Annotated in this window: 23 protein-coding genes; 4 read left to right on the top strand and 19 right to left on the bottom strand. The window is 60.0% G+C overall.

Going from position 1 to position 18587, the window contains the following annotated elements:
- Positions 1-28: 28 nt before the first annotated feature.
- Positions 29-208: a hypothetical protein gene (locus BLO49_RS04675; RefSeq protein WP_090644774.1), complete on the bottom strand. Its 180-nt coding sequence runs from the start codon at positions 206-208 to the stop codon at positions 29-31.
- A gap of 156 nt (positions 209-364) precedes the next feature.
- A complete protein-coding gene (locus BLO49_RS04670; RefSeq protein WP_090646133.1) occupies positions 365-802 on the bottom strand; it encodes a DUF805 domain-containing protein in 438 nt (145 codons plus the stop codon).
- Between the two features lie 106 nt (positions 803-908).
- Between BLO49_RS04670 and BLO49_RS04665 the strand changes: the two genes are divergently transcribed.
- Positions 909-1904 carry a cupin-like domain-containing protein gene (locus BLO49_RS04665; RefSeq protein ID WP_170828207.1) on the top strand — a complete coding sequence of 332 codons (996 nt, stop codon included), beginning with the start codon at positions 909-911 and terminating at the stop codon, positions 1902-1904.
- Here the strand turns inward: BLO49_RS04665 and BLO49_RS04660 are convergent.
- The 15 genes from BLO49_RS04660 to BLO49_RS04590 form a co-directional block, all read right to left on the bottom strand.
- Entirely contained in the window at positions 1901-2413 is a 513-nt protein-coding gene (locus tag BLO49_RS04660; RefSeq protein ID WP_170828206.1) for a DUF805 domain-containing protein, read from the bottom strand. The two genes, BLO49_RS04665 and BLO49_RS04660, sit on opposite strands and share 4 nt — an antisense overlap.
- A gap of 25 nt (positions 2414-2438) precedes the next feature.
- Positions 2439-2924, bottom strand: coding sequence for a DUF805 domain-containing protein (locus BLO49_RS04655; protein ID WP_090644766.1), 486 nt, complete (start codon positions 2922-2924; stop codon positions 2439-2441).
- A gap of 56 nt (positions 2925-2980) precedes the next feature.
- A complete protein-coding gene (gene hisIE / locus BLO49_RS04650; RefSeq protein WP_090644764.1) occupies positions 2981-3625 on the bottom strand; it encodes a bifunctional phosphoribosyl-AMP cyclohydrolase/phosphoribosyl-ATP diphosphatase HisIE in 645 nt (214 codons plus the stop codon).
- A 1-nt stretch (position 3626) separates the two neighbouring features.
- Entirely contained in the window at positions 3627-4394 is a 768-nt protein-coding gene (hisF, locus tag BLO49_RS04645) for an imidazole glycerol phosphate synthase subunit HisF (RefSeq protein ID WP_090644761.1), read from the bottom strand.
- Complete coding sequence (gene hisA / locus BLO49_RS04640) at positions 4384-5115, bottom strand: 1-(5-phosphoribosyl)-5-[(5-phosphoribosylamino)methylideneamino]imidazole-4-carboxamide isomerase (RefSeq protein WP_090644759.1); 732 nt, start codon at positions 5113-5115, stop codon at positions 4384-4386. Before hisA ends, hisF begins: the two co-directional genes overlap by 11 nt.
- Positions 5112-5732, bottom strand: coding sequence for an imidazole glycerol phosphate synthase subunit HisH (hisH, locus tag BLO49_RS04635; RefSeq protein WP_342670329.1), 621 nt, complete (start codon positions 5730-5732; stop codon positions 5112-5114). Before hisH ends, hisA begins: the two co-directional genes overlap by 4 nt.
- 29 nt (positions 5733-5761) lie before the next feature.
- Entirely contained in the window at positions 5762-7246 is a 1485-nt protein-coding gene (hisB, locus tag BLO49_RS04630) for an imidazoleglycerol-phosphate dehydratase HisB (RefSeq protein WP_090644756.1), read from the bottom strand.
- Between the two features lie 194 nt (positions 7247-7440).
- Positions 7441-8739: a histidinol dehydrogenase gene (gene hisD / locus BLO49_RS04625; RefSeq protein ID WP_090646128.1), complete on the bottom strand. Its 1299-nt coding sequence runs from the start codon at positions 8737-8739 to the stop codon at positions 7441-7443.
- Positions 8740-8915: 176 nt separating this feature from the next.
- Positions 8916-9797 (bottom strand): ATP phosphoribosyltransferase, encoded by an 882-nt coding sequence (gene hisG / locus BLO49_RS04620; RefSeq protein ID WP_090644753.1) that lies wholly within the window; start codon positions 9795-9797, stop codon positions 8916-8918.
- Positions 9798-9874: 77 nt separating this feature from the next.
- Positions 9875-10177, bottom strand: a complete 303-nt coding sequence (locus BLO49_RS04615) for a YerC/YecD family TrpR-related protein (RefSeq protein WP_090644751.1) — start codon at positions 10175-10177, stop codon at positions 9875-9877.
- Between the two features lie 84 nt (positions 10178-10261).
- The gene (locus BLO49_RS04610; RefSeq protein WP_170828205.1) at positions 10262-10786 is read right to left on the bottom strand and encodes a YcxB family protein; all 525 of its coding nucleotides are present in this window, start codon (positions 10784-10786) and stop codon (positions 10262-10264) included.
- Positions 10787-10817: 31 nt separating this feature from the next.
- Positions 10818-12053, bottom strand: coding sequence for an Hsp70 family protein (locus tag BLO49_RS04605; protein WP_090644748.1), 1236 nt, complete (start codon positions 12051-12053; stop codon positions 10818-10820).
- Positions 12054-12208: 155 nt separating this feature from the next.
- Positions 12209-12901, bottom strand: a complete 693-nt coding sequence (locus tag BLO49_RS04600; RefSeq protein WP_090644744.1) for a TPM domain-containing protein — start codon at positions 12899-12901, stop codon at positions 12209-12211.
- Position 12902: 1 nt separating this feature from the next.
- Positions 12903-13706: a TPM domain-containing protein gene (locus BLO49_RS04595; RefSeq protein WP_090644742.1), complete on the bottom strand. Its 804-nt coding sequence runs from the start codon at positions 13704-13706 to the stop codon at positions 12903-12905.
- Positions 13707-13727: 21 nt separating this feature from the next.
- Positions 13728-14357, bottom strand: coding sequence for a LemA family protein (locus BLO49_RS04590; RefSeq protein ID WP_090644739.1), 630 nt, complete (start codon positions 14355-14357; stop codon positions 13728-13730).
- Between the two features lie 199 nt (positions 14358-14556).
- Here BLO49_RS04590 and BLO49_RS04585 point away from each other — a divergent pair, with 199 nt between their 5' ends.
- Complete coding sequence (locus BLO49_RS04585; protein ID WP_170828204.1) at positions 14557-15876, top strand: tetratricopeptide repeat protein; 1320 nt, start codon at positions 14557-14559, stop codon at positions 15874-15876.
- Here BLO49_RS04585 and BLO49_RS04580 read toward each other — a convergent pair.
- On the bottom strand, positions 15873-16325 hold the full coding sequence (locus BLO49_RS04580) for a MarR family winged helix-turn-helix transcriptional regulator (protein WP_090644734.1): 453 nt from the start codon (positions 16323-16325) through the stop codon (positions 15873-15875). The two genes, BLO49_RS04585 and BLO49_RS04580, sit on opposite strands and share 4 nt — an antisense overlap.
- A 44-nt stretch (positions 16326-16369) precedes the next feature.
- On the opposite strand from BLO49_RS04580, the gene BLO49_RS04575 reads away from it, so the two are divergent.
- On the top strand, positions 16370-17392 hold the full coding sequence (locus BLO49_RS04575; RefSeq protein WP_090644731.1) for a hypothetical protein: 1023 nt from the start codon (positions 16370-16372) through the stop codon (positions 17390-17392).
- Positions 17393-17401: 9 nt separating this feature from the next.
- Entirely contained in the window at positions 17402-17905 is a 504-nt protein-coding gene (locus tag BLO49_RS04570) for a CPBP family glutamic-type intramembrane protease (protein WP_090644728.1), read from the top strand.
- Here the strand turns inward: BLO49_RS04570 and BLO49_RS04565 are convergent.
- Positions 17902-18411 (bottom strand): GNAT family N-acetyltransferase, encoded by a 510-nt coding sequence (locus BLO49_RS04565; RefSeq protein ID WP_090644726.1) that lies wholly within the window; start codon positions 18409-18411, stop codon positions 17902-17904. The two genes, BLO49_RS04570 and BLO49_RS04565, sit on opposite strands and share 4 nt — an antisense overlap.
- Between the last annotated feature and the right edge of the window lie 176 nt (positions 18412-18587).

Genomic DNA, 18587 nt, shown 5'->3' with positions numbered 1-18587 from the left:
CAAAGCTTTTTGTCACGTTTGCGCCGAATCAGCTTTGACGGGAAGCGTCGTCTTTTGCGGGCGTGCTATCCGGCAGTCCGGTATTATTGGGCGCCGCCGCGGAAGGCGGGTCATGTGGCGGGGCTCCGGCCGAGCCGCCAAAGTGCAGAAGCGCCGCCGATATCAGTACGGCGACCAGTCCGCTCAGCAGATTAAACAACCAGGACACGGGAGGAGACCTTCGGATTTATAGTAGCCGGTAACGCATATGCCTTTAGACGGCGGGCAGACAAATTATTGGCAGTAACCATGACGTGAAACGCGCCAGAGGGCAATCAGGCGAGCAATCAGGCGGCGGCAATTATCCCCGCCTGCGGTAAACGGGTCACGCCGCCTGGTCCTTGAGATGAGGATCAGGGCCATAGGCATTTTCGCCTTCATCGCCCGGTTTCAGGGCCAGGAAGAACAGCAGGCTCCAGCAGGCAAGATTGGCCAGTACGCCAAGCAGGGTCATCAGCCACAGCATGATGACGGGGATGAAACCGCCCATAGCGAGCGAAAGAACGGCCAGGATGGCCTGCGGTGCCAGTCCCCACAGCCACCGTGCCCCGCGTCCGGTATCATGCAGCCGCTTGACCAGCAGGCACACGAGCGGCCAGGCGAGCAAGAGCCAGCAGAGGCTCAGGATTATCGGCCCGTCAAGCGAAGGCACAGTGCCGAGCGCAAAGCCTATAACCACCATGACCAGCATGGCGATGGCGATACCAGAGAAGAATTGCGTGCCGCTGATGCGGCCCTTTGGCGAAAGGAGGAATTGGATCATGGCGGATTCCCGGCGTACGGGGCAGGCTATGCCCGGCAGAACGACCTGTAAAGTGGTTGTCGCTGATCCGCGTTTATTCTACACCTGCGCATCTTCCGGAGGCTTAATGGATTTTCCATCCGTCGAAATCAGGCACGATATTGGTCCCGATGAGGTGGCGGCACACCTGGCCGGGCGTGATGTGCCGGTTATCCTCAAGGGATTGGTCAGTGCGTGGCCGGCCGTGGAACGGGCACGACGATCGCCGGGAGAAATGATCGACTACCTGAAGGCGTGCGATGCCGGCAGGCTCGCCGAAACCTTTCGCCAGGCGCCGGGCGGCGACGGCAAATATTTCTATGATGAGGGTTCTGCCGGCTTCAATTTCCAGCGCGCGGCCATTCCCCTGAAAATGACGCTTGACCGCCTGAATGAGCTGAGGGGGCAGGCGGGCGCGGAGCGCATCTATATCCAGTCGGCGCCGCTGAAGGATTACATGCCGCGTTTCAAGGCAGAGAATCCATTGAATATACCGGGGGCGGAGCCGCGCATCTGGGTTGGCAATCGCGCCGTGACCCAGACCCATTTCGATATCAACTACAACCTGGTCTGCATGGTGGCCGGACGTAAGCGCTTTGTGCTGTTTCCGCCTGACCAGACGAAGAACCTCTATATGGGGCCACTGGAAGCAACGATTTCAGGCGTGCCGACCTCGATGGCGTCGCTGGAAAAACCGGATTTTGACGCCCATCCGCGTTTCCGCGAAGCGCTGGCCAACGCTATGGTCGCCAACCTGGAGCCGGGGGATGGTCTCTATGTGCCCTATATGTGGTGGCATCATGTCTCTTCCAGCGAGGACCTGAATGTTCAGGTCAATTACTGGTGGAATACGGCGGGCGCGGAAATGGGCGCGCCGATGCTGGTGCTGATGCTGGCCATGCTGGGCCTGCGCGACTTGCCGGCGGACCAGAACAAAGCATGGCAGGCGATGTTCGATCATCTGGTTTTCAGCGGGGAGGCAGGCGGGCACCTGCCACCGGAGATGCGTGGCATTCTGGGCGATATGGCGCCGGACCAGCGCCTGATGATCCGCCGCGCTATCGGCCGCAATTTGCAGGATTAAAAAACATCGATCGGCGCAGGCGGCGGCCGAAGGGGATCAGGGCCATGCTTGTTCGCCCCTTTGTCACCGGGACGAAACGTCAAATTCAAGCCTATGCCCAGACTGGCAATCTTAACCAGGCCGTCGATGATTTTGACCGTTGTTTCCGCACCTTCCGGCAGGGTCATATAGAGCCGCGCCAGGTCAGCCGCCAGATCGACCGGGATGTCGATGATGAGCAATAAGGCCAGCCAGGCCGGCCAACTCAGGTCATGAAGCCTTTTGGAGGCCAGACAGAAAAGAGTGTAGATCAGTGCCAGTTGCAGAGCGGCATTAATACCGAAATCAAAGAGAGTGGCGACATGCCCTTCCTCGTCGATTTTAAGTTCGTCACCGATGATAAGGCCGAGGAAAACGCCCATGAAGACGGCAGCCAGGATCAGGCCGTAAACGAAGTATTGCAGACGACTGATCCGCCCCTTAGGCGAAAGCCATTGCTGGATGGGTATAAAAAATTTTGGTTTTTGCATGTCAGCCCCCCTGATTATTGCGGTTTTAGGTTTGGTCCGGCGAAGGACCATAGATGTTTTCCTCTGGCTGCCCAGGCCAGACCGACAGGGCAATGCCCAGTATCAGGACTGCCAGATTGCCGAGAAAGGCGATGAAGTTGACCATATCGGTCAGGCCGGCGGCTTCGATGGCGTCGCTGCCGATGCTGCTGATCAGGCCAGGGATAAAACCGGCGAACAGGATCAGGCCCAGCCAGGCCGACAGGCCGACATCATGCAGGCGTGTGGCGCACAGACAGAAAAGGGCAAAATAAAGAAGGACCGTCAGCACCATGGTCAGCCAGTTCAGCGGCTGGTCCAGTCTGGCGGCCCATTCGTCGCTCAGGGCATCCGGCAAAATGGCGATACCGAACCAGATGACGAAGATCAATACCTGGCAGGCCCAGAAGTTCAGCACGAATTGCAGGCGGTTAATACGGCCGCGCGGCGAGAACATGGCGTTGGCGCCGACAAGAATATGATGTTTGGCCATAAAGGCGTAGCCCCGATTACACGCCGTAAATGATCACAAAAGGCGTGATCTGTAAATCAGCCTTTGTGACGCTCCCGCAGGATATCCAAAACGTTTTCAAGCTTGGTGTCGCGCGCCATCAGCAGCACCGACAGGTGATAAAGCAGGTCGGCGGCTTCATTGTGCAGTTCATCAAGATCGCCGGCGCGTCCGGCAAGTGCTGTTTCCAGACCTTCCTCGCCAACCTTCTGGGCAATCTTGGCCACGCCTTTGTGCATCAGGCGGGCGGTGTAGCTGTCGGCCGGCGGCGCCTTGGCGCGGTCCTGCACCACATGCGCCAGGTGGCCCATGAAGCCGATGCCGGGCGCGTCTTCGTGGCCGAAGCAGGAGGTCGTTTTCGTGTGGCAGGTCGGTCCGTTCGGACGGGCATAGACGAGCAGGGCGTCCTCGTCGCAATCGGTCAGGATGCGGTCGAGTTCTAGCGTGTCGCCGGAGGTCTCGCCCTTCTTCCACAGGCGGTTCTTCGAGCGCGACCAGAAGGTGACGAGCCCGCCCTGCAGGGTGGCTTTCAGGGCTTCGACGTTCATATAGCCGAGCAGAAGCACCTGGAGGGTGTCAGCGTCCTGCACTACAGCAGGCACGAGGCCGCCGCCCTTGGCGAAGTCGATTTGGTCGATATCGGCGACGGTGAGCGGATTGGGCAGTTTGTGGGCTTCGGGCATATCAGATCCGTACGGCAATTCCGGCGGCGCGAAGATCACGCTTCAGGTCCGGTATGGCAATGATTTTCTTGTGGAACACGCTGGCGGCAAGCGCTCCGGACACATCGGCCTGCTCGAAGACGGCCTCGAAATGCTCGGGCGCACCGGCGCCGCCGGACGCCACCAGCGGTATATCTATCAGATCACGAACCAGCCGTAACTGTTTGATATCATAGCCCTTACGCACGCCGTCCTGATTCATGCAGTTAAGAACGATTTCGCCAGCACCGCGGGTCTTCGCTTCGACGACCCAGTCAAGCGTGCGGCGACCCACCTGACGAATTTTGTCCGGATCGCCGGAATACTGGTGGACATAGTAATCGTTGTCCATTTCGCGGCTGTCGATGCCGACGACCACGCACTGCGAGCCGGCCATTTCGGCCAGTTCGTTGATCAGGTCCGGACGCTCCAGGGCGGGCGAATTGATCGACACCTTGTCGGCGCCGCTGTTCAGGCACATCACCGCCTGTTCGGCTGAACGGATGCCACCCGCCACGCAGAACGGAATATCGAGCGCACGGGCGATATCACGCACCCAGTTGTAATCAACTGTGCGGCCTTCAGCGGAGGCGGTTATGTCATACAGCACCAGTTCATCGGCGCCTTCGTCACGATAACGCAGGGCCATGTCGACGGCGTCACCGAGGATTTCATGGCCGACAAACTGCACGCCCTTGACGACCTTGCCGTCCTTGACATCGAGGCAGGGGATAATGCGTCTAGCCAACATTTAGAGCAGCCTTTAAGTCGATGATACCTTCGTAGATGGCTTTGCCGACAATGGCGCCATGGACACCCAGGGCCTTCAAATCATAAAGGTCTTCCACGGATTTCACGCCGCCGGAGGCCTGTATTTCGAGATCGGGGCGCTTTTTGCGCAGGGCCTTCATCAGGTCCATGTTCGGGCCCATCAGCATCCCGTCGCGCGATACATCAGTAACCAGAATGCGCTGGGCCACGCCGAAGGGATAATAGTCGAGCACGTCCCACAGCGAAATGCCGGAACCTTCGACCCAGCCATGCAGGGCGGCATCGAAATCGCCATCTTTCGTTGGGAGCACATCGAGCGCCAGCGTAATGCGGTCCTTGCCGAAATCGCGCAGCCAGCCGCGCACCTCTTCCGGATTTTTTACTGCCGCCGAGCCGACCACGACGGCCGAAACGCCCTGGTCAAGCAGGGTTTGGACGTGTTCGCGGGTACGTACGCCGCCGCCAGTCTGGATCTTAGCGCGCGAAGCCTTGGCCAGTTGACCGATCAGTTCATGTTGTTGCGGGGAGCCGGCCTTGGCGCCGTCGAGATCGACGATATGGACCCATTGCGCGAATTCTTCATTGAACAGGGCCAGGCGCTTGAACGGGTCGGAATCGTATTTCGTCACGGCGTCGAAGCGGCCCTGCGCCAGACGGACGCATTCACCGTTGATCAGGTCGATGGCGGGGTAAAGGATCATAGGCTTACAAAATTCTTCAAAATCTGGGCGCCGACGGCGGAGGAGCGTTCGGGGTGAAACTGGCAGCCGAACACATTGCCCTTGCGCACCATGGCGGCAAACGGTTGGCCATAGGTGCTGGTCGCCAGTGTGTACTTATTGACCGGACAGACATAGCTGTGGACGAAATAAGCGAAGTCCCCATTTGTCACGCCAGCGGTCAGCGGATCGGCTTTAAGAACTTCCAATTGGTTCCAGCCCATATGCGGTACGACCATATCCGGCGTGGCGGTCATTTTGGTCACGCGACCGGGGATCAGGCCGAGGCACGAGACATCGCCTTCTTCGGAACCTTCAAACAGCAGTTGCTGGCCGAGGCAGACGCCGAGCAGGGGCACTTTCAGGCCGCGAATGGTATCGAACAGACCCAGCTCATGGATGCGCGCCATGGCAAAGCCCGCCGCGCCGACGCCGGGCAGGACGACCTTGCTGGCGGCCGCGATCTCCGCCGGATCGGAACTGAGGCGGGCTTCTGCGCCCAGACGTTCCAGCGCGAAGAGAACGGAGGCGGTGTTCGCGCAGCCTATTTCTATAACAATGATTTCAGTGCCGTTGCCGGTCATTTCAAAATCCAACAAACTAATGGGTCCAGGGTCCGTGACCCTGGTCAAGCGAGCATCCCCTTGGTGGAGGGCAGGGCATCGCCTTCGATGCGCGTCGCCTGGCGCAGGGCACGACCGAGCGCCTTGAAACAAGCTTCCGTCTTGTGGTGATCATTGCCGCCACTGACTTCGACATGGATTGATGCCCCCAGGGTTTCCGACAGCGAGCGGAAGGCGTGCGCCGTCATCTCAGTCTGATAATCACCGATATGGGTGGACTGGAACTCGCCCTTGAAGACGCAGAATGGCCGGCCGCCCAGATCAATCGAGACCTTGGCCTCCGTTTCATCCATCGGCAGCACAAAGCCGAAGCGCGCCATGCCGACGCGATCACCGAGGGCGATTTTCAGCGCCTGACCGAAGGCCAGCATACAGTCTTCCACCGTGTGGTGAGCGTCGATTTCAAGGTCGCCCTCGCAGGCCAGTTGCAGCGAGAAGCCGCCGTGCGTCGCCACCTGGTCGAGCATGTGATCGAAGAAACCGACGCCGGTATGGACCTTGACCGGCTTGGGCTGGTCGAGATTGACCTGCACCGAGATCTTGGTTTCTTTGGTGTCGCGCAGGATTTCGCCGACGCGCGGGGCCTTGTCCGCCGGGGCCACATCGAGCGCGCGCAGGATGCGGTTATTGGTGGCAACATCCCCAAGGGCCAACAGCAGGCCGGTTGGCGTCACTTGCGGGCTCAGGCCCAGTCGTTTGAGCGCCGTCTGGGTTTGCAGCAGGGCCTTGGGACGCAACAGCATGAAGGGGCCATCATTGAGGTCGAAACTCTCAAGTTGCTTCGATCGTGACAGCGCTTCGCGCACGCGGGCCTGTTCGGTTCGGATCAGATCGACGCGCGATTGCAGGGTCAGCGCCCGCGATGGCGAAAGAGCTGCCTCGGCGGCGCGCACGCTTGGCGTCGGCAGGGGGTGCGGTTCGCAGAATTTCAGCAGGCCCTGAAGGGTCTTGGTATTGGCGATCAGAGCGCCGACGCGGGCACCGGCCATGCCGAAGAGATAGGACAGGCTTTTCAGCACCACCACATTGGGCTCGACGGTGGCCAGTTCGACCATGGAGGTGGCCGTGCAGGCGTCGAAATAGCTTTCGTCGATCACCAGCAGAGTGGGGAAAAGATCGACCGCCAGGGCGCGCGCGGCGGTAATATCCCACGCCTTGCCATCGGTCTGACGCGGATTGTGGACCAGGCAGAAGCCGCCCCCCTTGGCATAGGGACCGTTTTCCGGCGGCTTGCGGATGGTCAGATTGTAGACCCCGCACAGGTCTTCGAGATAATGGTCGGCACCGGCCCACAGGAACTCGTGGCCGTGGACGCGTAGGCGACGCATCAGAATTTCCATGCCGTGCGAGGCGCCACGCGTCACCATCAATTGGTGCGCCTCGACGCCGTAATAATCGGCCATGCGTTCGCGCAACGGTTCCAGCGACGGCGGCAGGGATTCCAGTCCGGAACCGGAAGCGTTCAGGGAAGAGAAGGGCGAATTAAACATGGGACAATGCCTTTTTTGGGGCTTGGCCGGAAAGTAAGATGCCCCACCACCCCGCGCTAAGAGGCGCGCGGTCCCCCTCCCCATCGGAGATGGGGAGGTATGATAGGATATATTTTCTTATACCTCCCCGACTTGTCGGGGAGGGGGACCATGAGCGTAGCGAAATGGTGGTGGGGGTTCTTACTTTAAACATCTCAAATCTCCAGCCTGAAATCCGCCGCAAGTGCGTGGGCTTCGAGACCTTCGAGGCGGGCGAGGCGGGCGGCGGCGGGCGCGATGGCGGCGGCGCCTTCGCGGGTCGCCTTCTGGACGACAAAGCTGGTCAGGAAAGACCGGACGGTGATGCCATCCCAGGCGCGGGCGGCGCCATCGGTCGGCAGGACGTGGCTGGGGCCGGCGGCATAGTCGCCGAAGGTTTCCGCCGCATAGGTGCCGGCGAAGATGGTGCCGGCGGCGGTCAGTTGCGGGATCAGGGCGTCGACATCGGCGACCTGGATCGCCAGGTGTTCCGGGCCGTAGAGATTGGAAACCTCGGCGGCTTCTTCGAGCGATGACACGACGAACAGGCGGGCCTGTTCCAGCGAGGCGCGGGCAATGGTTTCGCGCGGCAGGCGCGACACCTGCACCTCGACTTCGGCATCGATCTTCGCGGTGATATCGGCGGACAGGGCGACGAGGATGACCTGGGCATCAGCGTCGTGCTCGGCCTGTGATAACAGGTCGGCAGCCACCAGTTTCACATGGGCGGTGTCGTCGGCGATGACCAGCAGTTCCGAAGGGCCGGCCGGCATGTCGATGGCGAGGCCGGAGACGCGTTCGGTGGCCAGGCGCTTGGCCTCGGCGACATATTTGTTGCCAGGGCCGAACAGCTTGTCGGCAGGGGGGCTATTATCAAAAGCGCCGAGCGCCAGACCGGCAATGGCGTGCGCGCCACCAACCAGCCACATGTCTGCTAATCCGGAAGCGGCCGCCGTGGCGATCATCATGGGGTGGATTGAGCCATCGCGCGCCGGCGGCATGACGCAGACGCGGTTGGGCACACCGGCCACGAGCGCGGGCACGGCGGTCATGATCAGGGTCGAGAACAGTGGCGCGGTGCCGCCCGGAATATAGAGACCGGCGGTGGTGATCGGGCGATAGACGCGTTGCAGGCTTAAGCCCGGCTTTGGCGCAATCAGGGGGCCATTGGTCGGCAGTTCGGCTTGCTGGAAGGCGCGGACGTTTTCGACCGCCAGCTCCATGGCGGCCAGGTCTTCGGCGGCCAGGCTTGAGCGTGCGGCATCGACCGTGGCGCTGTCGAGCTTCACATAACGCGGGGCGTGGCCATCGAGCTTGACCGACCAGTCGGAGACGGCGGCGAAGCCGCGCGCATCTACGTCGTCAAAGATAGTGCGCACGGTCTCGACCACGCGCGCATCGCGGCGGTTTTCCGGCCGGGCCAGGGCTGCCTTGCGTTCGGCGGCGTTCAGATTTTTCCAGACAAAGGTCTTCATGTTTTTCACCAAAGAAAGCAAGAAACCCCACCACCATCTTCACTGCGTTCGATGGTCCCCCTCCCCGAACAAGTCGGGGAGGTACAAGAGAATTGCCTCTTTTTATACCTCCCCATCTTCGATGGGGAGGGGGACCGCGCCGCTCTTGCGGCGTGGTGGTGGGGTTTCTTACTTTTCTATTTCATCATCTTTTCAATAGGCAGGACCAGGATCGCCGAGGCGCCGGCCGCTTTCAGCTTGTCCAGGGTGTCCCAGAACACGTTTTCCTGGCAGACCGCATGGACGGCGACCGTGTCCTCGCGTCCGGCCAGTTGCATGATCGTCGGGGCATCGGCGCCGGGGATCATGCGGATGATCTCGTCAAGATGCGTCTTCGGGGCGTTCATCATGACGTACTTGGCGCCGGTGGAGGCGGTCACGCCATCGAAGCGGCGCAGCAGCATGTCATAGGTATGGGCCAGTTCCGAGGGCGGGGCATGTGGCGCCTTGATCAGCACGGCCTCGGATTTCAGCACCAGATCGGTCGCCTTCATGCCGTTGGCTTCGAGGGTCGCGCCGGTCGAGACCAGATCGCAGATGGCGTGAGCGATCTTCATGCGCGGGGCCACTTCGACGGCGCCGCGCATTTCAACTATCTCGGCCGTGACGCCATTATCCTTCAACCATTTGCCCAGAATATTGGGGTAGGAGGTAGCGATACGCTTGCCTTCCAGCCATTGCGGACCGGTGTAATCGACATCGTTCGGCACAGCGACTTTCAGCGTGCAGGAACCAAAGCCCAGGCGCTGGACGATCATCTCTTCCAGATCGCGGTCCGGAAAGTGCTCGGCCAGGACATTGTAGCCGACGATGCCCAGTTCGGCGACGCCATCGGCCACGAAGGTGGGGATGTCATCATCACGCACGCGCAGCAGGTCGATTGGCTGGTTCTCAATGCGATACAGCAGTTCGTTGGCGCCCTTGAGGATGCGCAGGCCCGCGCCGGAAATCAGCTCGCCGGAGCGATCCGCCAAACGGCCGGATTTTTGAACAGCAATGCGTAAACGACGATCAGTCATAATGGTCTTCTTCTTATACCTCCCCATCTTGATGGGGAGGGGGACTGCCCCGCGCTTGCGGCGGGGTGGTGGGGTTCTTACTTCGTCTTCATCCGGTCCAGCACGCGCCGGTAACCCTGATGCGGCATTTCTCGGAGGAACCGCGCCACACGGGTGACGGTGGTGGTGCTGGCGCCGGTGCGCTCGGAAATCTCGCGGTACGACAACTGGCCTTCATCGAGCAGGCGCGCCACCTTGAAGCGCTCGGCGAAGGCCCGCATTTCGGAAGGCGTGCACAGGTCATCGAGAAAGGCTTTCACCTCCTCGATCGTTTCCAGGCCAAGCAGCGCTTCGGCGAGCGCATCGGAGTCCTGCTTGCTGATTTTGGTATCGATAGCCATCTGTATCACTGTGGTAGTGTGTTAGCGTGCTAATACAACAAGGCAGATAGGGACGCAAGCGGAAATGCGAGAATTTGTTGTTATTTAAACGCGAGCTTGCTGCCAGTAAGCTTTAGCCGCTGATAAAAAGTCCTGAGCGGCTTGCTGTGAGGCGAATGCTGATTTTGGGATCATAATTGCGCAACTACGATTTGTGAAAAAGAAAATCGTGCGTTTGCTCTGGTCAACAGCGTGGAGGGCAGACCAAGGTACGGTTACAATCGCCAGTGGAGAAGATTTGGTTACGGCTTCTTCGGTTATGCTTAAGGCATGGCTGACTTTTGGCATTTTGCCTGTTGTGAACTGTATGATGCCGACAAAATAGGCTCCGAACGGAATCAGCACGTAAATAGTAACAAATGAAAAAATGGACATTGTGATTATGTCCCACACATCCACTTTGAAGTGGTGCATTGAAGCTGTTATCAGCATGAGCAGCAGAGTATAAGCGCAGGTCCATAGAAAGCGAGGCAGCCTGAGAAGGTTGCGGCGTAAATATACCGCAAAGAAGCTGTTATATGTGGCTGCTGAAATACGGTAACCAGTGATCGTCAGATTATCATTGCTCATGTCGCAGTTCTGCGATGATGTCGTGTCTGCGTCAATCGCTAAACCGTTCCTTCGCTGCCAATCCCAAACCGCTGGCGACGGAGGAGAAGCGGTCGCCATAGTTCATCTGCGCCGCCGGGAACGCGGCCTGCATAGCCGCTTCAAAGCCGGGCAGGGCGGTCGAGCCGCCGGTCATGAACAGGGTCTGGATCGCCTCTGGCGCCAGACCGCCTCGTTCGATGACGGTTTCCAGCGCCATGGCTACCACCTTACTGACTTCCTTTTCAACGCTGGCCGCTAGGGTGTCGCGGCTGATCTCCAGTTGCCACTCGGGATCGATAGCAGTGAAAAAAACGGTCGTCATCTCGGCATCGGATAATGCGATCTTGGCCTTCTCAATCCGGTTGGCGATATCGTGTCCGGCCTGCCGCTCGATGACCTCCAGCAGGCGCGCCGTTTTTTCGCGTTCGCCTGAGAGATAGTGAGTCTGGCGCAGGCTCGTCATGGCCTTCTGTGTATAGAGGAAGTTGATCAGGTGCCAGGTGGCCAGTTGCACATAGGGCTGGCTCGACATCTCATTGCCGTTCTTTAAGCGCCCGCGATAGCCGAGGTCGCGCATGGCGGTATCGAGGCTGAGGCGGGTATCGAAATCGGTGCCGCCGATGTGAACGCCGGCATTGGCCAAAATATCCCGCTTGCCCGCGCCCAGCCGCAGCACCGAGAAATCGGACGTGCCGCCGCCGATATCGACCACCAGCACGATCTCTTCGCCCATCAACTCTTGCGCATAGTCGCGTGCCGCCGCCAGGGGTTCGTATTCAAAGCTGATGTTTTTGAACCCTCGCGCTTCGGCAATGCCGCGCAATTCGGCCTCGGCACGGGCATCGGCCTCCGGATCGCCATCGACAAAATGGACCGGACGGCCGAGTACCACATCCTCAATGGTCTCGCCGGCAAAGGCTTCGGCGCGCTGTTTCAGTTCGGCGATGTAGAGGCCGATGATGGCGCGGAAATCCTTGCGGCCGGTGCCGATCTGCGTGGTCTCGCCAATCAGGCGCGAGCCGAGGATCGATTTCAGCGCCCGCATCAGCCGGCCTTCGTAACCATCGAGATATTGCGCGATCGCCTCGCGGCCAATAGTCGTCTGGTCGGTCTCGAAATTGAAGAAGATGGCCGAGGGCAGGGTGACCGCCTCGCCCTCGATCGGGACCAGTTGCAGCCGGTCGCCTTTGCCAACGCAGACAGCAGAATTGGACGTACCGAAATCGATACCGCAATAGATGGACATGGGCGCGACCTTTGGGGAGAAGGGCCGGGCTGTTTAAACGCCCTTGGTGATAAAGGCCATAGGGAAGTTTAAGAAATCAAGAAATCCCACCACCACGCCGCAAGAGCGGCGCGGTCCCCCTCCCCAGTCAAACTGGGGAGGTATAAGAGAGGCGGTTAAATCTCGATCAGCACGTCAGGCAGTTCATTCGGATTATCCTCACCCGGGGGAAAGTGTGCCGCCAGGGCCGTGCCGCATTTCTCCACCGCGGCCTCGAAGCCGCCGGTCAGGTCGCCGTCTTTCACATGCTTAAGCAGGGTGGCAACGGTCTCATTCCACAGGGTCTTGTCGACCTTGGCATAGATGCCGGCATCGGCGATGACATCGACGAAATGTTCTTCCAGTGCGCAGAAGATCATAACGCCGGTTTGCGCCTGGGTGAGGTGCAGGCCGCGGGCATAGAACTGTTCCATCGCCTTCTGGTGGGCCTTGCGGTTGCGCGTGGCTTTAGGTGTCAGAATCAGCTTCAGGCCGGTAAATCGGATCAGCGAATAGATGACGGCGAAGACGATGACCTGAAGGAAGCCGTAGCTGATCAGGACTTCCCAGTCGGCGAAATCGCCGCTGACGCCAAGGCCGTTCCAGCCGAAGATGCGGGTCAGCAAAGGCTCCAGCCATTCATGCGGCAAGGTGCCGAAAGTGGCCAGCAGCAGGGGGGCGATAAAGGCCGCGACGGCCGCCCAGCCGAGCGGGGTTTCGCCGTAATCGAGCGCCTTGGACTTGATGACGCAGGTGATTTCGCCGGAGGTTTTTTCCTCGGCCTTTGAGATAGCCGCATTGATGCGGGCATGGTCGATTTTCAAGGTCATGTTACCAGCTTCCCGAACTGCCGCCGCCGCCGAAGGAGCCGCCGCCACCGCTGAAACCACCGCCGCCACCGCCCCAGTCGCCGCCGCCACGACCGCCGCCGAAGCCGCCGCCCAGGATATTGCCGAGCAGGAACCACGGTAGCCAGCCGCGCGAGAACATGATGACGATGATGATAATGAAGATAATCAGGGGGAAGGGAATGCCACCCCTGCGGTCATTGCCGGTATCGGCCGCCGTCTGGGCCTCTTGTGCCTTCTGGATGGCGACCTGGCGATCCTGCGCCAGTTGGGCAATGATCTGGTCGGTGCCGGCCACAATGCCGGCCTCGTAGTTACCCGCCTTGAACTGCGGCAGGATGGCGCGCTGGATGATCAGCGACGACAGGGCGTCGGTCATCACCGGTTCGAGGCCGTAGCCGACCTCGATGCGGACCTTGCGCTCATTGGGCGCCACGATCAGCAGGATACCGTTGTCCTTGTAGGTCTGGCCGTTGCTGGCCGCGGGGCCACCCGCCTTCTGGCCGATACCCCAGTGCCGGCCAAGCTGATAGCCATAATCGGCGATGTCATAGCCCTGCAGATCCGGCACGGTGACGATAACAACCTGGTCGGTGGTGGCGTCTTCCAGCCCCTTGAGCTTGGCGGTCAGGTCGGCCTTGGTGGCGTCGGAGAGCAGATGGGCGTCATCGACGACGCGCTGATTGTTCAGGTCGGGATATTTGGGTTCGGCAAAGGCCGAGGTGCCAAACACCGCCAGAGTGAGCGCAATAAAGGCCACCCAGAAGGGTTTCAGTAAACGGTTCATTCCGGATGGCCTTGCTGGCGGTTAGTTCGAGGCTGAGGCAGCGGGCGCGGCCGGCTTGTCGAAGCTGACGACCGGGGCGGTTTCGGCGCCGGCCTGAGCGGTGAAGAGTTCCATCGGCTTGCTGGAGCCATATAGGGTCTTCGCCCAGATCACGCTCGGGAAGGTGCGGAGGCTCAGGTTATAAGCCGTTGCGGCGGCATTATAGTCGCGGCGGGCCACGGTGATGCGGTTGTTGACGCCCTCGATCTGGCTTTGCAGGGTCAGGAAGTTCTCATTGGCCTTCAGGTTCGGATACTGCTCCTGAATGACCATCAGGCGGCCGAGCGCCGAGGACAGACCGTCCTGCGACTGCTGGAACTGTTTGAACTTGGCCGGATCATTGATTGTCGAGGCATCGACTGTCACCGAGGTTGCCTTGGCGCGGGCCTCGACCACGGCGGTGAGCGTGCCTTCTTCGTGGGCGGCGGCACCCTTGACGGTGGCGACGAGGTTGGGGATCAGGTCGGCGCGGTTCTGATAGGCGTTCTGGACATCGGCCCAGGATTGCTTGGCCTGCTCTTCCTTGGTGGGGATATTATTGACCCCACAGCCCACCAGGCTCAGCGCAAGACCGGCAGCCGCGACAAGACCGAAAATACGCGAAAATTTCATAGAAGGCGCTCCTTTGTTGCCCTATGCGCGGGGAGCAGCCAAACGCGCCCCCAACGCCGTCCTTATGTGGTTCTTCTTAACCCAATTTAAAGGGGGCTGGAAGAGGGCGTGGAAAATGCCGCACACTTCCGATCGCAGAGCGGGCGAGACAACCGGCAAAATCTCATCTATCCTTATCCGGTTACCGAGGGGGACTATCATGAAATCTGTAATCTTATCCGCAGCCTGTGCTCTGTTTGTGCTGGGAGGCGTGCCGCTGCACGCGCTTGCCGGCGATGCCCAGTCAGCGAAAATCGACGACCTGACCAAAAAAGCCGAGGCCGGCGATATACGGGCCATGGATGAACTGGGGGAAGCCTATTATCGCGGCACGGGCGTGCAGGCGGATTATGACCTGGCCTTCAAGTGGCTGGACAAGGCCGCGGCGACCGGTGACGCTCAGGCGCAGGTCGATCTGGGCGATCTCTATGTCACGGGCAGCGGCGTACCCGAAGACGCTGACATGGCGATGAAGCTCTACCGGCAGGCGGCCGCGCTGAACAACGCCGATGGGCAATACAGCGTCGGCTGGATGTACGAAAACGGCAAGAGCGTCGCAAAGGACGAGACCGAAGCGGCGCGCTGGTACAAACTGGCGGCGGACCAGAACTTCATCTTCGCCATCAATAATCTGGGAGACCTCTACTATGGCGGGCGTGGCGTGAAGCAGGACTATGCCGAAGCCATGGCGCTTTATCAGAAATCCGCCGATCTCGGCAGCGGTTATGGCTATGATGCGCTCGGCGATATGTACGATGACGGGCAGGGCGTGGCGAAGGACCCCGCCAAGGCGCTGGACAACTATAAAAAGGCCGCCGAGCTTGGCAATTGCAGCGGGCTTTACGCCATGGGGCGTGTTTTTGAAAAAGGCCTGAACGGTCAGGCGCAGGATCTGGCTCAGGCGCGTCAGTGGTATCAGAAGGCGGCCGACAAGACCTGCGAATATGGCCAATTGGCGATCGGCCGCTTCTATGACGAAGGCATCGGTATGGAAAGTGATGCGGGGGAGGCTTTTAAATATTATGCGCTTGCCGCCATGCAGGGCAACAGTATCGGCCAGTTGAAACTGGGCAGCAGCTACTTCTATGGCGATTTCCTGCCGCGTGACTATGGTCAGGCGTTTAAGTGGTATCAGATGGCAGCGGACCAGGCTTATGCGCCGGGGCAGTACAAGATCGGTTACATGTACGCCAAGGGTTATGGTGTCACCGCGGACTACACCCAGGCGCTGAAGTGGCTCAGACTCTCGGCGGCGCAGGGCGATGACGAAGGAGAGTACCAGCTTGGCGTCATGTATGAAAATGCCTTTGGCGTACCCATGGACCGCAAGACGGCCCTGATGTGGTATCTACTGTCAGCGGGGCAGGAGAATGAAGACGCCAAAAAGGCGGCGGATAGCCTGAAAACGCAGATGTCGGGATCCGATGTGCGCGCCGCGCAAGCCATGGCGGCGGATTTCAAGTCCGTAAAGACCGACTAGCGGTTTTTCAGTTTTTCCGTCTCGCCCTTTAGCACCTCGATGGTCTGGGTCAGATAACGATCGATGATTTCCAGTTGCTCAGGCGTATACTCGCCGGACATTTGCTTCATGGCAGCGCTGAGCGAGCCATAGATCGGCCCCAGAATTTCGCCGATCTTTTCCGGCTGGCGAATACGGACCAGCAGGCTGCGGCGGTCGTCCGGATTGGCCTCGCGGCGGGCGTAACCGGCTTTTTCCAGCCGATCGACTATGCCGGTAATGGCGCCCGTGGTGAGACCCGTGGCCTGCGCCAGTTGGCCAGGTGTCGCCACTTCCAGATCATTCAGCACCCCCAGGCAGCGGCTTTCGGCCGCGCTCATATTGAGGCGGCGGGCCACGGTTTCATGGAAGGTGATGACGGCCGTGGCCAGCTCGCGCCCCAGATTGCGGTTTGCATTTATCTTAGACATAAGATATTTATATATGAGATAAATGATAAGGGAAAGGCAAAAACATGCCTGATGCAGCGAAAAAATCGTGGTTCCATAAAGCCTTGCCGGCGATAACGCTTATGCTGATGGCGCCCTTGATCGCGGAGGTGCTGCCGGGCGCCACGCGGGTGAGCGCGCTGATGGGTTTTCCGGCTATCTTCCTCATGGAAGTGCTCATCTGGGGCACGGGCGCGGTGCTGGCGCGTTACTGCGTGCGCCGGTTCCGGCTGGGCTGGGTCAACCTGATCCTGCTCGCCCTGGCCCTGGCGGTGGCGGAAGAGTGCCTGATCCAGCAGACCTCCTTCGCCTCCCTGGTGGTGCAGATCAAGGGCGTGGAATATGGCCGGGCGTTTGGCTTCAACTATGTCTATTTCACCTGGGCCATGTTGTATGAGGCGATTTTTGTGGTCTGCGTACCGGTGGCGCTGTGCGAGATGCTGTATCCGACCCGCAAGGATGAGCCATGGCTCAACATGTGGGGCATAATTCCGCTGGTGATCCTGTTTGTGCCGGCGTCATTTGCCGCCTGGTACGGCTGGAATATCATCGCGCGGGCCAACAGCTTCCACTTGCCGCCCTATTACCTGCCGCAAAACCTGGCGATTATTTCGGCGGCGGCGATCCTTGTCCTGATCGGCCTGGCGATCGGACCGTTGCGGCGCGTACTGGCAGCGCCGGCAAAACCGGCGAACCCGCCGCATCCGCTGTTGCTGGCCGCGCTCGGTGCGGCCACGGCGGGGGGCATCTTCGCCATCGAGGTGCTGGCCTTTGGCGCCGCGCCGCAAGTGCCGACCTTTGTGCCGGTCGCGGTGGGCATCGGTCTGGGATTGCTGATCATGGCCCTGGTGCCGCGCTGGATGGCTTCGCCGAAATGGACGATGGCGCACCTGATCGCCATGACCTTTTCGATCACCTGGGGGAATTTCGCTTTCCTGTTCATAGGTTTCGGCGGCGGCGTCGATCTCTATGGCAAGATCGCTCTCGATATGATTGGTGTCTTGCTGATGATCTGGCTGGCCATTCACGCCTTGCGCAAAAAGGTATAGGCTGGTGGAATGATCCGCCGCCTGATCCGTTCGCTTCTGACATGGCCCGACTTCAAAGGCTGGGGGTTATGCCTGCTGATAGGCGGCCTGACCCTGGCCTTCATCTCTGTGGTGGCCGGTCTCACCGGCTTGCTTCACTGGCAGCCGCGCACGACCGGCTGGCCCCTGCGTTTGCTGAGCGTTTTGCTGGTGCCAGCTTTCAGCGAGGAAGTGGTTTTCCGGGGTCTGCTGGTGCCCGATCAGGGGGAAACAAGGCGGCCGGCCCTGTGGATCGGGGCGGCCGTGCTCATCTTTGTAGCGTGGCATGTGATTGAAGCGCTTTTCATCTTGCCGGGCGCGCATCTGTTCCTGAAGCCGGCATTTCTGACCTGCGCGGGCGTGCTCGGCCTGGGATGCGCGTTGATGCGTTACCGTACCGGATCGATATGGCCCGCCGTCATCCTGCATTGCCTGTTGGTCTGGGCCTGGCAGGTGGGATTCGGCGGGCCGGATATCCGACAGTTACTGGCTTAAGCCGCGCACATCTCCATCTGCGACATGGGCATCAGCATGACATAGTCGGTCAGCCCATCCAGTTCGGAGGGGATCTCGCGGGCAATCTTGAAGCCGCTGCGCAGGCAGAAATTGACCGCCGGATCGTGGTCCTTGTGAATGCACATGACGATGTCATGCGCCGGGGCAAAGTGCGCCTGGGCTGCGCGGATCAGGGCTTTGCCGAGGCCGAAGCCGCGAAAATCGGGCAGGACGCACAGCTTGGTGATCCAGATGCGGGTGCCTTCGAGGTGGGCGGAGCAGAAGCCGACATCGACGCGGCCGGCGCGGATCACGAAGAAGACGTGGCCGCGCTGCATGATGTCGTCTTCCAGCTTGTCCGGGTCGAAAGCCTGACTGACCATGGAATCGATCTGATCAGGTGGAATGCTGGCGCGGTAGGATTTCGGCCAGACCTGCATGGCGATATCGCGCACGATATCGAGTTCGGAAACGGAGATAGGGCGGGTTTGCGGCGTGAGGGTCATGGTGTGGCTCCATGGCTATCAGGGTGAGAGCAATATTATGAGCGGATGGCTCGTCCTCAGATCGATTGTCGGTTTACTCGGTAATTCTTGCAGAAATAGGGCAGGTATTATTACGTCTCGGTTTTATGTGTCTTTTTCTGTTTTAACACTGACCGGGCGCTCGCCTTAATAAAGCG

The organism is Asticcacaulis taihuensis, from assembly GCF_900100255.1.
Lineage (GTDB): Bacteria > Pseudomonadota > Alphaproteobacteria > Caulobacterales > Caulobacteraceae > Asticcacaulis > Asticcacaulis taihuensis.
This window is presented reverse-complemented; position numbering and strand designations above follow the sequence as displayed.